The organism is Cohnella soli, from assembly GCF_042655525.1.
GTDB classification, from domain to species: Bacteria; Bacillota; Bacilli; order Paenibacillales; family Paenibacillaceae; genus Cohnella; species Cohnella soli.
Genome location: NZ_JBHSMI010000005.1, coordinates 13964 through 29621 on the forward strand (window position 1 = coordinate 13964; position 15658 = coordinate 29621).

The 15658-nt window shown below is 54.4% G+C and carries 9 protein-coding genes; 1 reads left to right on the forward strand and 8 read right to left on the reverse strand.

Annotated elements, in window-relative coordinates; all coding sequences use genetic code 11:
- Nucleotides 1-182 precede the first annotated feature (182 nt).
- From ACFPOF_RS02875 to ACFPOF_RS02910, 8 genes are all read right to left on the reverse strand, one after another.
- Nucleotides 183-2885, reverse strand: a complete 2703-nt coding sequence (locus ACFPOF_RS02875; protein ID WP_378129442.1) for a discoidin domain-containing protein — start codon at nucleotides 2883-2885, stop codon at nucleotides 183-185.
- Nucleotides 2886-2964: 79 nt separating this feature from the next.
- Entirely contained in the window at nucleotides 2965-5226 is a 2262-nt protein-coding gene (locus ACFPOF_RS02880; protein ID WP_378129444.1) for an S-layer homology domain-containing protein, read from the reverse strand.
- Between the two features lie 77 nt (nucleotides 5227-5303).
- Nucleotides 5304-7070 (reverse strand): type 2 periplasmic-binding domain-containing protein, encoded by a 1767-nt coding sequence (locus tag ACFPOF_RS02885; RefSeq protein WP_378129446.1) that lies wholly within the window; start codon nucleotides 7068-7070, stop codon nucleotides 5304-5306.
- Nucleotides 7071-7160: 90 nt separating this feature from the next.
- Nucleotides 7161-8057, reverse strand: coding sequence for a carbohydrate ABC transporter permease (locus ACFPOF_RS02890; RefSeq protein ID WP_378129448.1), 897 nt, complete (start codon nucleotides 8055-8057; stop codon nucleotides 7161-7163).
- A 21-nt stretch (nucleotides 8058-8078) separates the two neighbouring features.
- Nucleotides 8079-9026 (reverse strand): ABC transporter permease subunit, encoded by a 948-nt coding sequence (locus ACFPOF_RS02895; RefSeq protein ID WP_378129450.1) that lies wholly within the window; start codon nucleotides 9024-9026, stop codon nucleotides 8079-8081.
- Between the two features lie 201 nt (nucleotides 9027-9227).
- Complete coding sequence (locus ACFPOF_RS02900) at nucleotides 9228-11117, reverse strand: cache domain-containing sensor histidine kinase (protein ID WP_378129451.1); 1890 nt, start codon at nucleotides 11115-11117, stop codon at nucleotides 9228-9230.
- Nucleotides 11074-12711, reverse strand: coding sequence for a response regulator (locus ACFPOF_RS02905; RefSeq protein WP_378129453.1), 1638 nt, complete (start codon nucleotides 12709-12711; stop codon nucleotides 11074-11076). Before ACFPOF_RS02905 ends, ACFPOF_RS02900 begins: the two co-directional genes overlap by 44 nt.
- Nucleotides 12712-12800: 89 nt before the next feature.
- Nucleotides 12801-14618: an ADP-ribosylglycohydrolase family protein gene (locus ACFPOF_RS02910; RefSeq protein WP_378129455.1), complete on the reverse strand. Its 1818-nt coding sequence runs from the start codon at nucleotides 14616-14618 to the stop codon at nucleotides 12801-12803.
- A 117-nt stretch (nucleotides 14619-14735) separates the two neighbouring features.
- On the opposite strand from ACFPOF_RS02910, the gene ACFPOF_RS02915 reads away from it, so the two are divergent.
- Nucleotides 14736-15626, forward strand: coding sequence for an AraC family transcriptional regulator (locus ACFPOF_RS02915; RefSeq protein WP_378129457.1), 891 nt, complete (start codon nucleotides 14736-14738; stop codon nucleotides 15624-15626).
- Nucleotides 15627-15658: the final 32 nt, after the last annotated feature.

Below are 15658 nucleotides of genomic sequence, written 5' to 3' on the forward strand. Positions count from 1 at the left end.
TACAGGAATTCGGCTGATCTTCCAAGAAGCAATGCTAGGGAGTGAGGGAGGGCGGGAGAGAAACACTTCAAACGCCTTCTCGAAACTCATGTGCCGCCCCTCTCTTTCTCGAAAAATAAAAAACGCCGCCCGCCCCTCGAGGGGACAAGCGACGAGTGCCTCACGCGTAACGATGCAGTATGCTAATCGGTAATTCGAATGTAATCGACTTCCACCGTACCCGGAGCCGTTAAAGGATCGAACCGGAGCTGCTGAATCGTGCCTGCCCAGTTCGGATTCGCGCCTATCGGAACGACATACTCCGTAAATGGACTGTTCGGGTTGATCGTGAAGTTCACGTACTTCGAGTCGTTCCATACCGTGTCCGTCGTCGTGATGAAGAAAAATTGCGCCAAATTATTGCTTGAGTTGTTCTTCATCCGAATTCGAATGAATTTGTGCGTAGCCGACGTCGTCAGGTTCAGATTAACCGGGCCTAGAATGCTGGGGTCGTTACCCGTGGACGTAATATTCATCGCCCCGGCAGACACCCCAATCGCCCCAATCTGATAATTTGCCGCCCAGCCTTCCTTATCGCCGTCCGTATTGAAGTTCCAATCGCGGGCCGCCGTGTAGGGAAACAGCGAGTCGCCATAGATCTCCACCTCCGCGAATTGCATACGATATGGATTTCCCGTCTCCGTGCTAATCTGCCTGAGGTTCGTTCCTTCGATTTTGACGTATCTGCCCTCCCCGGCTTGGGCGAAAGGCAGGCTGATCGCAGCGTTTCCCGGCTTCGCCATAGCGATAACCGCGGCCTTGGTCGTCCAGGGACCGGAGGCGCTGTTCGCAATTTGGACGGTAAAATCGATAGGAAACCCTTCACTCACGTTCCCCGCATCGTTGCGAGGATACAATTTCATCTGACGGATCGTTCTGGCGGAGCCCAGATCGAACGTGATCGATTCGGTATGGTTAACGGTCAAGTTTCCGTTGCTCGTCCACCCATAAGACCCGCTGACCGAATTCAGCTGCCCGTCGTTCGCTTTGCTTATTCCCCAGCCAAACGGCACCGTCTCCAACGAACTGGACGACGAGAGAATCGCGTTCGGAGCCAAGTTAACGGCGGGAGGCGTTGGGGAGTACCCTGTCGGCAGCGCAAATAAGCGGCCCTCTCCCGGATTCAAGGCTAATCTTACAGTTCCATTGGTCGCGTTATAGCCCGGAACAGAAACTTCCAATCCGGTGGATTTGGAGATTTCAGTCAACGAGGCGGGTCGCGGGCTGAAAATAAAATCGACGTTCCGCGCCTGGGTATAATCCCGATTAGTCAACATGACGTAGACCCGGCCGCTCGCGTCCGTGAAGTATCCTTCGACAATCGGCTGTGAAGCATCCGCCGGGCGGACGAAGAAGTTGCCCGGCACGGCTTTCGTGCCCGCCGGGAGCGTGCCGGAATGATAGACGGCTTGCGAGACTAGATTTTTTAACATACCGCCCAACTGGCGCATCTCCGAATTCAACGTTTGAATTTCCGTGTAAGCGGCCAGTTTAGTGCCGTCCGAATCTACCGGCGTACCGAAGAAATCCGTGCCGCCGGGACGCCAATAAGTGAACCAGGACAAATATTTATAGCCGTAAGTCAAGTAAGTGTAGACGTTGTAACGTTTCTCGTTCAGCGTAGGCGAGCGAAGCGCGATGCTGCCGATTCCCGCGCTCTGAAGAAACGCTCCGTATTTCACCCCATTCGCGAGGGAGCGGGACCTTACAAGCTCCATGTTCTCAAAGTACGTGGCATCGTCCCCTCCGGTCCCGAAAGGATACAGATCGTACATGACGTAATCGGCCCCGCTCATGTTGATCCAATCGTCCACGTAATTTTCGTACGTTCTGCCGTCGTGATCGCGCTTGGAATACAGTCTAAAAAATAAATCGTACGATTGGGTGACACCGCCCTTGTAAGCCGCGCCGTCTGAATAAACGCTTGCAGTGGAATGAGAGACCGGGCCGACGCCGTTGTCTCCGCCCCCGTTGTGGGTCAGTTCGAAATAATAGGTCGCCCCGCCCGTTACGGCAGCGTGTAAGCTGAAATAAGGAAAGGCGTTCCACGGATTCGCGGAGGAGGGGCCGGCGAGCGAAGCCTGCGAGAGAAGCGTCGTTTTGGCGGGATTATCGTACAGCTTCAAGGTCAACGTCTCGTTCGAAGACCACTGCGACGGATCGAGATGAATATCGATCCCGTCCACGTAGGAGATTCCGGTCGGAACCTTGAAGGTTTGTCCCAGAGAAGTTGCTGAAGTCAGCATAGTCCCGGTTTCCTTCGCCTTCGAGTTGGACAACACCAGCTTTCCCGGCGCACTATGCAACAAGGACTCGATGGCTATAGGAAACAAATTGACATAATACTCTCGATTGGGATCCTTAGCTTTGGCATACTTGTAGGCGTTCGCATAGCCTTCCATTTCGTAACCGTAAGGTTCGTCCTTGATCGCGACGCCGGGAACCCGCGGATCGTTTAAGTACGGAGTAAGCGCGGTGTCCAACGCCGCATAGTCGGCGGCCGAATAAACCGGATGATTCAAGATCCCCGAATCCGTCACGTAAAGCTTGACGCCGTTGTTAAAGCTGTTAGTGATTCCGTTGCCGTTGCTGGAATAGTTCAACCCACTCGCCGAATTCGTGATGAAAGCGGCGTCGATGTTGGCGTCTTTAATATTTTTCCAATTGGCATCCGTGTTGTAATCCGTCGATAACACCGGCGGAGTCCAGAACGCTCCTATCCTAAACGTACCCGTAGCGGATGCATGGACAGCTTCTTCCGTCCATACGTTCATTAAAGACACGGCAACCAGCAGACTCCCCGCGATTTTCCAGCCGGGTCTCGTTAGAGGCTTTTTTCTTCTCATCGAAATCCCTCCTTGATAAAACTTTCCGGCTCCATAAGCGCTTCTGAAAAGCTGCCAACGAAACCGGAAAGCCCGTGTTTTACTTAGAACCCGCCGCGCGAAGCAGCATAACGATCGCTTCCGCCCTGGAAGCCGACGCTTGAGGCGCGAAACGTTCCCCGCTTCGACCGGTAGCGATACCTTCCCTTCTCAGCGCCTCTACAGAGCTTTTCGCCCATGACGGAATGAGCCCGTCGTCGGCAAAGCCGGTGGACGTATTCTCCGCCAGCGACAACCCTAGCGCCTTGGCGATCATCATCGCCATTTCCGCGCGGGTGACAACCGCACTCGGGCGGAAGCTGCCGTCGGTATAACCTTGGATTACGCCTTGCCGTACCGCTTGCGCTACAGCCCGGCTCGCCCACGGCCCGATTCGTTCGCGATCGCTGAACGTCAGCTCGTCGTCCTCGCCTTCCAGCCCGAGCGCCTTCGCCAGCATGACGATAAATTCCGCGCGCGTAATCGGTTGGTCCGGCCTGAAGGTACCGTCCGGATAGCCGCTTGTAATCTGCTGCTCTGCCGCCTTCTTAATCGCTTCAATCGCCCAGTGGGAAGAAATATCCGCGAACGAGACGACCGGTTGTTCCCCCGGCCCCTGCGGCGTCGGTTCAGGCTGCTCGGTTCCCTGCCCCGTTTCCGGCTTTGGCTGCACTTCCGGCGGCGAATACCCTCCCGAAGGCGTCAGAGTCGCTGCCAAAACGCTTAATTCCGCGCTTTCGTTGCCAGCCTCATCATAAGCTTTAACCGCGAACGTATAGACCGTGCCCGGATTCAAATTCTCGATTTGCCGTGACCGTTCGTCCTTGGCCACAGTCGCCTTCTCCGCTCCGTCGACGTAAACTCGGTAGCCCTTCACGCCAACGTTATCCGTCGCCTCCGGCCAGTTCAACTTAACGCTCGTCTGAGCGGCGTCCGCAGCCGTCAGCTTGCCCTCCGGCGGCCAAGTCGGCGCTTGCGTATCCTCCTCGGGTACAATCATGTACAGCTCCGCATCGCCGCTGGCGATTTGCAGATCGATCGTATCCGTCAGGCCGGAGAGAAGCTGGGAAGCGTCGTTAGTCTTATCGTACAGCTTTACTTCCCCAGGCACTTTCAGCTTTAATTGCCCGCTGAGCGGCTGAGTGTAATCTTTGTTGACCACCAGCACGTATGCCGTCGAAGTAGAGTCCGCGAATACGCTTACAATAGAATGATCGGGAGCGCTCTCGATCAGTTCGTCATCGGCCGCGTCATCCAGGAAGTAGATTTGCCTTTTGTTCTCCGGAATTCCGAAGTGATAAATCTTCTTCGATTGCTTATCGAACAACTTATTGCCAAGGTTCATAACTCCCTTGTTTAGCGCTTGGATGTCGCTGTAGATTGGCATTTTGTTGCCTTGAACATCCGTGAGCATATCGAGCGTCAGGAAATAGCTGACCGTCTTCGCCCCGTACGCCAAAGCAGCCTTCATCTGCACGCCCATTTTTTCTGGAGTCATATGCCCCAGAACCCATTTTTCGTTAACAGGAGTCATATCCACCCCTTGAAAATAAAACCAGAACGGTTTCGCCGTTTCGATCGATTTCTGGCGGAACAGCCCCATATCTCTCCACAGATCGTTTTCGATCAGAGACGCTTGCTCGGCATTAGGTCCGAGAATGTTCCAGAAAGGATAATAGTCGAAGCCCAGCACGTCGGGGTCTACCGTCCGAATGTACTCGTCGATATAATCGTCGTAAGCGTTCCCCGTCGTATCGTCCCATCTATAAGGTCCATAGCTGGGCAGAGCGATAGAATAGACTAGCCTGTCGGGGTCCTGCTGCTTAAAATAGTCCTTCAACTGCCGCGCAACGCCGAAATGCGGTTTAAAAACCTCATCCCAAATATAGTAGCCTTCCAACGTCGCGAAGTCCTTGAGCTCCGCTACCGCCGATTGAACGGTTGTTTCGGTGAACGCCGGATAGCTCTGCCCCATTCCGGAGAAGCCCAGGTCGTTCGTAATATTTTGCGCTAAGCATTGAATTTGGACCTCTTCGCAGGCCGCGAGCGCTTGAAGCATTTTGCCTCGGGGCAGAATGGCGTTCTCGACGAGATTAAAGTTCGCATCCTTCGTAGCCTGAATAACCGCCTTGTAATCGTCCAAATTCAGCGCATCCCCCCAATGAGCCGCTCTGAACGTGGATAAGAAAAACTGATCCTGCACGTACCCGCCGCCGCTTGCGTCGCTCGCGCTGGCCGTATTGGAGACCCCCGCGAAGGATGAAGGAACAAGCAAGAGGACGGCCACTACCAAAGCCAGCGCTCTCGAAAATTTGCGAATCATCCGTATCCCTTCCTTTCGTAGAGGACCGGCCGGCTTCCCGAATACTTCGGGCAATCGGCGCGGTCCCTCGTTTCGATTTATTGGGTCAAGCCTTCAGCCAACTTTTGCGCTTCCGCAAAGCTTTGGTGCAGTTCCTCGTACGCTTTATCCATTCCGAGCTTGTTGAGAGCCTCGATCGCCTTCGTCTTTTCCGACTCGAACGCGGCGTCATCCTTGGCCATGATGTACTTGGCGACATTCGCCATGAAATACTCCGCCGCCTTGCTCGCCGCTTGCTGAGCGGTATCCGAGCTATACTTGACCATGGACTGGGCAAGCCAGAACTTCGTCGGCGATTTCAGACGGCCCTCCTTGATCAGCTTGTCGTACACTTGCCCAGGATACTTAAGTCCCTCGCCGTAATAAGCCGCGAAATCCTTCTCCGCTTCGTCCAGGAACGACTCGTCGACTTCGATCCCCGGCGTGGAAGGCTTGCCGTCGTCATCGGGATAATTCGCCGCGAATGCGCCGAAATTGTTGGCGTACTTCGCGATGCCTTCCTTCACCTGATAGTCGGGATCGTTAGTGATATCGTTTTTGAGCAGCACCCGCTTACCATCCACGACATCCCAGCCTCTGCCCTGTATGCCGCCCCATAACAGGCGATTGCCTTCGGGCGAGCTGAAGTAATCGATCAGCTCCATCGTTCTTTCCGGATACTTATTGTTTTTGGTAATCGCCTTGGCGTTCGCAATGCCGTAACCGAGCGGAGCATCGTCGGGGTATACGCCCGAAATAACCGGGAACGGACTCGGAAGCGCAATGTGTTTGGCCAGTTCCGTTCCTGCCGCGTTCATAAGCGCCTTGCCGCCAAACCAGTTGGCCGCCGTGACCAACAGTTGCCCGTTTTCCGCCTTGGCCGTATACTGATCGTTCTTCTGAAGAAAGCCCTCCGGATCGAACAGCCCCATTCGGAAAGCCTTATTAAAAAATTGGATTCCTTTCCAGAAGACACCGTTCGGATCGGTGTACATATCCTCCAATTCTCCCGTTTCCCGATTCATCAGCTGATCGGCGACGTTCGTGTAGCCATGCATAAACGGATAGGAGATCTGGTACGGCCATGCGCCCCAATCGGTCCAGGCCGAGAACGCGTACACCTTTTTGCCCTTCGCCGTTTTCGGATGCTTGTCTTGAATCTGCTTCAGCACGTTCAGGTAATCGTCTTCGGTGCTCATCTCGGGAGCGCCGATCTCCTTATACAAGTCCCACCGGGTAAAGAAGCCGACGAAACCACCTCTGCTGATCAGATCGTAGGATTTCTGCTGGTTCTGCGGAAGAAAATAAACTTTGTCCGTTCCGTTGCTGTACAGCTTCTTCATCACGTTTATGGCCAGTTCCCCGTGCTTCTTGACATTCGGTCCGTATTGATCGATGAGATCGTCGAGCGGCACAACCTGTCCGCCTTGAATCAACGTATCAGCCATATTGGCGACGCCGCCGGTCAACGAGATGACGTCCGGCAGCTCTCCGCCTGCGATCAGCGCCTGAAGCTTCTGCTCATCACCGCTGATCACATCGAAAGTCACATTGAATTTTTCCTTGATCGCCTGATCAACGGGCGTATTCTGAATCCCTTCCTGAGGACATCCGAAGCAGTACAGCTTCAGCGTAATCGGGTCCCGCGACAACTCCTGCGTCCCCCCAGATGCGGATGCGGACGGACCGCTTGCCGCCGGCGCCTCCGTCTTGGCCTCGCTCGCAGTGCTGTTCTTCCCTCCATTACCCGAGCAAGCAGCTAACATCAGCATAACTGCGGACAGGAGCAGAGCAAGACTCGCAACCCGTTTCTTTTTCTTGAACATGCCATAACCTCCCGTAATGATTTATGAGTTTAACGGTTATTTGGGTTAACCGGTGACCCCGTAGATGTGTAAATCGCAATCCGCCGCCCGTCAGCCTTTGACCGCCCCGAGCATGATGCCTTTGACGAAATAGCGCTGCATGAATGGATAGACGAGCAGAATCGGTACGATCGAGATGACGCTCATCGTCATTTTGACCGTTTCGGAGGACACCTTAGGCGCCTCTTTAATCCCGGACGGGTTGCGGGCCGCTTCGGCCGCCAAACGGGTCGATTCGTTGAAATAGTTATATAAAATCAGTTGGATCGTCTGCAGATCAGGGTTGCTGACCAAGAAAAAATTATCCTGCCAGGCATTCCAGATGCCGACGGCTGAGAATACGGCCACCGTTGCGACGATCGGCTTCGACAGCGGGAAAATAATCCGGTGAAAGGTCGTCAGGAAACCTGCTCCGTCCACCTCCGCGGACTCTTCCATCGAAGGCGGGATCGACTCGATGTACGTCTTGACCAGAATGACGAAGAAAGCGTTCAGCATTCCGGGGACGATGTAGAGCAAGAAATTGTTCTGGAGGCCGTAAAATTTCATGGTCAAGTACCACGGAATTAGCCCGGCTCCCAAATACATCGATGTAATGACGAAACGATAGATGAATTTGCGGAACAGCATTTCTTGTTTGGTCATCAGGTAAGCGAACAAGGATGAACAGTAAATGCACAGCGCCGTACCCACAATTGTCTTGGCCGCCGATACCAGGAAGGCGTGCGGCACCGTCTGCAAAGAGAAAATTTTGGCGTAGCTGTCGACCGTCGGATTCACCGGCCAGAAGAACACGCCCCCGCGACTGATCTCGCCAGGATCGCTTAACGAATAAATAATGATGTAGTAGAACGGATAGAGACAGACGATCATGAACGCCGTCATAAGCGCATAATTGAGAACATTAAAAAGTCTGCCGGAGAAAGCCGTATTTGTGCGGACTGCCATCGTTATCCTCCTTGCTTGGGGTTAAACTAGCGACTCGCCGCGCAGCTTCTTCGAGACCAGGTTCGCTCCGAACAGAAGCAGCACGCTGACGAACGTCTTGAGCATTCCAAGCACGGTCGAGTAGCTATAGTCGTAAGCGCGGAACGCCGAGCTGTACACGTAATAATCCAGGACGTTCAGCTTCTCCGAGACAAGCGAATTGTAGAATACGAAAAATTGCTCGAAGCCGTTGTTGAGCAGATTGCTGATCTGCAATAACAGCAGGACGAAGAAGGTCGGCGCCAGTCCCGGAAGCGTGATGTGAAGGATGGACTGAAACCGGTTCGCTCCGTCGATTCTGGACGCCTCGTACAGCTCCGAGTCGATTCCCGCAATTCCCGCGATATAGATGATCATCCCCCAACCGAGAGACTTCCAGATGCCGAGAAGCACTTGAAACATCCATGCCCATTCATTGCTTCCGAGCACTCCGATCATCGGAATCGGCACGCCGAGCTTGCCTAGTAGCTCGTAGACCAGCCCGCCGTTCGTGGAAAAGAGCGCATAAGAGAGAGAGAACACGACGATCCAACTGATGAAGTTCGGAAGCGTTGTCGTCGTTTGCACGATTCTTCTGAACTTGCCGCTGCCGATCTCGTTAAGCAGGACAGCCATAATGACCGGCAAAGGAGTGAACAACAGAGAAATGAAGCTGATCGCCAGCGTATTCGTCAACACTTGGGCGACGACCTCGCGATCCCGGTACAGCTTGACGAAGTTGTCCATGCCTACGAAATCCATTTGCCCCATCGAGAGGGCGGGCTTGTAATTAAAGAAAGCATAGATCCACCCGAACAGCGGGACATAGGCGAACGCGAACACGAATGCAACGAACGGCAAGGCGTATAGGAAATATTGCAGCCCCCGCTTGGATTTATAGCTTCCGCTCCTATATTTTCTCGCCCTCGGCGTTCTAGTTAAGCTTGTCACTTCCGTATCCTCCGCCTTTTTCGCTAAGTCTGTTCAACGTGAACTCATTATATCGCCGCCCCCGGCGCGAATACGATGAAATCCCCAACGATTAATCGGACGCAATTACGCTCTTGCCTCAAGCCTTGCATGCCGATCCGGATCGTATCGGACGATTTTATGATTTCTGTACCTGCGACCATAAAAAAGCGCGTGCATCGATTATTCGTTCGATGCGCGCGCTTTCTCCACACTCGTCTCTTTGCCCGGAAGTGTTACTCTTACCTCTGTTCCCGTGCCACTGCGGCTGTCTATCGCGATTCCGTATCGTTCCCCGAAGTGCAGCCTTATTCTTCTCTGCACATTGCGCAGCCCGATGCCCGCTTCGCTCTCCTCCCCTTCGCCCGAGACCGTATCGTTTAACAGACCTCGAATTTCGGCCAGCCTGCTCTCCGTCAAGCCTTCCCCGTCATCCCTTACCGTCAGAACGGCCTTCCCCTCCCGCAGCTCGCCCGTGATGGACAGGCAGCCGCCTTGACGTCCGTTCAGTCCATGATAGATCGCATTTTCGACAATCGGCTGCAGCACGAAGCGCAGCGTCAAGCAAGCTATCATCTCCTCCGAAACGGCAATGTCCACCTTAAAGCTGCCTCCGTATCGAAATCTCATGATCTTGATGTAGGGATGAATGTAATCGAGCTCTTCTTCAATCGTGCACAGCACCTGTTGCTTCTTGAACAGAGGACCTAGAATATCGCTCAGCGCGGTAATGCTCTCCACGATGTTGTTCGCTTTGATGATAACCGCCATCCATTTAATCGTATTAAGCGTATTGTAGATCAGATGCGGATTGATCTGCGTCTGCAGCGCTTGAACCTCTATCGTGCGTTTCTCCTCCTCGATCTTCTCCTTCTGGCCGATTACGTTGGCAAGCTCGGACGACATCCGGTTGAACTGATCGATCAGGATGCCTAATTCGTTATTGTTGCTTCGCACTTCGACCTTGGTTCCCAAGCCCCCTGCTTTGACTTTGCGAATAGCCGCGGTTAGACGGACCAGCGGCAGCGTAAGCCTACTGATCCAATAGCGCGACAGCAAAATGGCGAAAACCAGGCTTGCAAACAAAGTTACCAACGCGATTACACGAATTTTAGCGGCATCTTGCACGAATATGCTCAGCGGAATCTCCTGAATAAGAATCCAATCTAGACCACTAATGCGGTAAGCCATAATCTGGTGGCCATCTCGCTCCATACTCGTGGACGGCGACCCCTCCGATAACTCCGGCAAGCTTCGAATATCGATCTGCTCCCCTATACGGGACGGATCGTTATGAGCGACGATCATTCCGTTCGAGTCGACCATGTACATTCTGTCGGTCTGCGCGCCTCCCGCCCGATTATAGATGCTCGTAAAATACTTCAAATCGATATTGATTGCGATCAAGCCTGCTTTGCCCCCCGAGAGGAAGCCCCTTACCGCTGTGATGTACGGCTTGGATTCGGCATGTTTCTGTTGCGCGCCGCCCTCCAGATCGAACTGTCGCTCGCCGTATCCTCCCAGCCATGCCGGTCTATCCGGATCGGACATCGCTTTTTCCCTTAGAACGGTCCGGTAGAAGCCGTAGTATTCTCCGTCCGTTCCAAGCGCAATTTGGTTGGCTGTCCGGCTGGCGCTTAAAGCGGTTCCTTCGTCGCTATAGAAATTGATCGAACGAATATACGAATAGTTAGACATCAGTTGCTTAAACGACCGAAACCCGGAATACAACAGAACGGTCCGATCGACCTCCGGCAATTGATTCGCGGTAATCAGCCGCTGTACGACAACTGTCGTCCCCGCCTGGTTCGGAAAAATCATCTGCCTGAAAATTTGATCCATCTCGTTGCGGATCATATCCAGATTGTAGCTGTACTGGCTCATGACGTTTAATCCGTTTTCCTTCGAGTTGCTTTTCAGAATGCCGAGAATTGCGTAATACACCGTCGTCATGCTGGCGAACAGCACGATCAGAAACATCCCGATAAAGGAGACGATCAATTGATTGGAAAGCTTGCCGCGGAATGTTCTATCGAACCTCTTCAGCATCCGTATGCCTATGCGCTTGAGCATGTACGACGCACCGCCTTCTGTATGCGTTAGGACTCATTCCCGTCGCTTTTTTGAACATGCGCCCAAAGTAGCTTTCATCGGCATATCCGACTCTCTCGGCAACCTCGTAGGACTTAATAAATGTTTGAACGAGCAGCTCCTTGGCGCGTTCGATCCGAATCCCGTTCAAATATTCGACGAAGCTGATGTGCAGTTCCTTCTTGAACAAGCTGCTGAAATAATTGGGGCTCATGAATACTATCTCAGCGACCTGCTGCAAAGTGATCGCCTCCGAATAATGTCGCTCCATGTACGAGACGGCTTCGGCGATTTCCCGGCTCAGCCGCGGTGCATCCGAATATTCGCGCATCAACTCGTCCAGATAAGAGACGAACGTCTCAATCGCGTCCTCCAGCGTCGCGCAGCCGTGAATTCTCCTGACGCATGCCAGCGCCCGGGCGTCCGCCCCACTCCGATAACCTTCAAGGTGCAGGATCGGCCAATGAATCCATTTGATCAACAAGCTCTCGATCTGATCCTTCTTGATCTCCCTGACGCCGTCAAGCCAATCGATGTCGGACGCCATCTCTCGCCGATAGCGGCCGTCCGCTCCCCCGAGCTCTGCCAGCATACTCCGCAATTGCGAGCGGCACCGATCTGCGGTCGATTGCGGCGCTTCATTCCCTTGTCTGACGATAGACTCGTTTCCCGAAAAATAGAGAGGCTCCAGCAACGAAGCGCATTCTCGATACAAACGGCCCATCGAAGCGTAGTCCCGGCCAATCGAGCTAACTCCGAACACCGGCGTCGAGCCCAAATAGGTTTTTATCACCTGTCGCATTTGCCCGATCTTCTCTTCGACCGTCTCATAGATGCGCCGATCGTCCGCTTCCTCCTCGAAACCGAATACGAGAATATAGCGTTCGTCCTTCTCGTGAAAAGCTTCTCCCTGCCCGGAATCGCCGATAACTTCGTCCAATATGTTAAGCACGGTGAAGCGAACCAGGCTGCCGTGCCGATCTTTCAGCTTCGTTTCAATCCGTTCGTACTTGCCAATCGCCATAACGGCCATAACGATCCGCTCGGGGCGGACGCGAACGTTCAGCTTGGCGGCAAGAGCCGCAAACTCCGTTTCCGAGTAACGTCCGGAGAACAGAAAATCCTTCATCAGACTTTGCTTGCGAACGACCGCGTTCTCGGTGTATACAGCCCCTGCATCGGAACCGGACCCCGCTTCCGCGTCGATCTCCTTGCCGAGACGTTCCAGCAATTGCTCGATCTCTTCGATTGACATCTTCAGCTTCAAAATATAATCCTTCACGCCCAATTGAAGCGCTTTCCGAACCAAGCCGAATTCCTCGTGCGCGGTCAGAATGACGAACTTGGCGCGAGCCCCGTTGTCCTTCATTTTCGTAATCAATTCTATACCGTCCATCACCGGCATCTTGATATCCGTCAAGACAAGGTCGGGCCGTTCGCGTTGGACGGCCTCCCAGGCCAATTGACCGTTCGACACGTCGGCAACGACTCGCATGCCGAATTTCTGCCAATCGACCGAATTTTTGAGTCCGATCCGTACCAGCATTTCGTCTTCAGCGATCAATACCTTTATCAACAGACACCACAGCCTCTCTCAAGATGATCTTTCCGGAATCGAAGAAGGAGCCCTAACTCTAATGTAGCTTAGTCGGGCTCCTTGTCCATTTATTTTTTGGCAAAAATGACGTCGGAATACAAATAAGTGCCGCCTGGCAAGGACGATTGCTCCGGAGACACGGGCAGAACGAAGATGTCCGTATCTGCCGGATTCCCGTCGATGCGGAATTCCAGATCCAGCTCGTGCTCCCCCGCAGGCAAGTTCACGTAGACGCAGCGGTTGTGCGCCGCACGGTGGAAGGCGGGCATATATTCCGCGGGCTCTGTGTTATCCAGGACGACTTCGCCGTTCAAGCGCGCCGCAACCGATACCGAGGTGCCGACGATCAGCTTGACGTCGCGCGCCGTCGGAACGACGAGCATAGTCGAGGCGCGATATGTCCCTGGCTTCTCGGCGCCTAACGCTTCCGCAAGCCGCAGTTGGTGGCTCGGGAAGACGACGTCCTTCCCTTCCGGCATGCCAGGTCCGGCAACCCGCCAATGGAGGGCGGCGGCCAATGCCAAAGGAAGGCGTTCGGTACTCCATACGACGCGATCGTGATGCCTGTGAACGTTCAGTTGGAGAACATATGTCGGCCTCAGAATCATCCCCGCTTCAATCTCTACCTCCCACTCGCACGTCTCTCCGACCGCCAAGGCGAACGGCTGCTCCGGAACGGCATGCCATTCCTTCGGAACCTCCAGTTCCAAGGTTCCGCTCCAAGCCTCGCGCGAACGATTGGACACGGCGATGCGAACGCGCTTGCGCTGTCCGGCACCGATCGACGGTCCTTCCGATCCGTAATCAACCGTAACGGAAAGCCCCTGCGGCTCGGAAGAGCCCTGAGGCAGAAGGCAGCGCACCGCGGTGGGAGCGATCTCGTAATCCTCCAAGCGAATCGTCCGATCCTCCCAGACGGCGAGCACTTCCTTGGACATGCGAATCGTCCGCCGCGTCAGCTCGTCCAGATTGGCCGGCGCAGGGAAACCTTTCACCGGCGGGCTGACGACGACGCGGTCCCCGACCGGCTCGACCCATTCCGCAGGCAGGCTTGCGCGTCCTCCGATGATGCCGAGAATAGCCCCGAGCGTCGCCGCCGTGCAGTCCGTATCATAGCCGCAGTTCGTCGCCTTCAGCAGCGCGTCCCCGAAGTCCTCCCCGTACAACCAGCCGAGAATCGTAAATGCGATATTTTGCGGTGCATCCGTAAAATTTTCCCGTCCATGATGCTTCAGAATCAGTTCCCGCGCTTCCTTCCAGTCGACGCCTTCCCCGTGCCAACGGATCAGATCGCGAACAGCCCGAGACGTCCGGCAGTCCTCCGGGATCATCGACAGTCCGATAGAGATCAGACGATCGCGATCGCTTTCGGAGAAAGCAGCGGCTTCAATGGCTGCGAAAAACATTTCCCCGTAGACGCCCTCTCCTCCCGCATGGTCGACGATCGCATCCTGGTAAGCATAAAAGGCGGCCACGTCTGGACGGTTCGGCGCAACCATCGCCCAAATCTCGGAACGGATCGGTGAGCCCATACAGTCGTTAAACGGATTGTTAAACGAGCCGCTGAGCGGTGCCGGGAGCCCCCGCCGCAAGTTGCCCAAGGCATAGCCGTACTCGTCGAATGGAAAGAAGATGTGCTCCACCCACTCCTGCCCCAATTCCTTCGCGGTCAGCCGGGCGCCGTATTGCTCCAGCGCGTGCAGCCACACGAGTTGCATGTCCAGATCGTCGTTTTCCAGCGGCTCGTCCGGAAGCACCGGATAGAAGGTCAGATCGAGCAGTTCCTTCTTCCCTTCCATCGGCACACCCAGCGTGCCTCCGATATTTTTGCCTAACCAACCCCCATACACCTTTTCGTACAACTCTTCGTCGGATAGCCGGGTCATAGGTACATCTCCTCTGCGCGATGATATAATCGATTCAAGCAGACTATACCGTAGAGCATATCGCGATAAAATGGACGACATTACGATTTGCGCTCGTCCGGATCGGAGAGGTGTCCAGTGACTTTCTTTTCATTGTCCAGCCGTTCGCGCTTGGACGTAAAATGGGTCAACAGCCATACGGGCGATCCGCTGTTCTTCGACACGCCCCATGCCAACCCGAATTTTCAATTGTTTCTCGTCAACGACGGTCCCGTCTACTTGCAGGTCGAAGAGGAAAAGCTGACTTTGCATTCCGGGGAAATTTTGCTGCTCAAACCTTGGGAGCGACATTTCGGATGGCAGGAGGGCGGTAATCATTTCAACTTCTTCTGGGTGCAGTTCGGCGCCGATCCGCAGATCGAGGAGGTAGACGACAACACCGACTACGCGCAGGATTTATCGTATATCCGTTCGTCCGGGGATCTTCGCAGCGCAGCCTCGACCGAGATCCGAATGCTGCTGCCTCGCCGCTCTCGGCCCTCATGCCGTTTCGATCTGGCTTTGAAGTTCGAGCGGATGATCGCCGAGACGAGAAAACCTGCCGGTTATTTCCGCGTGCGGCTTGCAGTGTTGATCTGGACCGTGCTGGAACTGATCGCCAACGACTTTATGGAGAGCCAGCATCCGGACTCCTCGACGCCGGAGTCTTTTATTCTTTATCGCAGAATCGTCAATACGCTGGATGAAAACTTTCAACAGGAGCTCTCCAAGGAGATGTTCGAAGCGGCGATCGGCCGAACGTACGGCCACATCTGTTCCATCTTCAAGAAATATTCCGGAACGACCATCACCGCCTACACCCATTCCCTGCGCCTCCAACGCGCCAAATATTTGCTGCAAACGACGGGCGACACCGTCGCCGCGATCGGACGCGAGGTCGGTTACGAAGATCCTTATTACTTCGGGCGGCTATTCAAGAAAATGAACGGGGTCACCCCCCTTCAGTTCCGGTATCTCTCCGGACAATAGACAACGGACCTCGCCTTTGAGCGGGGTCCGTT

Bases quoted from the DNA above. Each gene is read 5' to 3' on its own strand.
- ACFPOF_RS02890 (WP_378129448.1), bottom strand. From the start codon at position 8,057: ATGGCAGTCCGCACAAATACGGCTTTCTCCGGCAGACTTTTTAATGTT.
- ACFPOF_RS02900 (WP_378129451.1), bottom strand. From the start codon at position 11,117: ATGCTCAAGCGCATAGGCATACGGATGCTGAAGAGGTTCGATAGAACA.
- ACFPOF_RS02885 (WP_378129446.1), bottom strand. From the start codon at position 7,070: ATGTTCAAGAAAAAGAAACGGGTTGCGAGTCTTGCTCTGCTCCTGTCC.
- ACFPOF_RS02880 (WP_378129444.1), bottom strand. From the start codon at position 5,226: ATGATTCGCAAATTTTCGAGAGCGCTGGCTTTGGTAGTGGCCGTCCTC.
- ACFPOF_RS02910 (WP_378129455.1), bottom strand. From the start codon at position 14,618: ATGACCCGGCTATCCGACGAAGAGTTGTACGAAAAGGTGTATGGGGGT.
- ACFPOF_RS02875 (WP_378129442.1), bottom strand. From the start codon at position 2,885: ATGAGAAGAAAAAAGCCTCTAACGAGACCCGGCTGGAAAATCGCGGGG.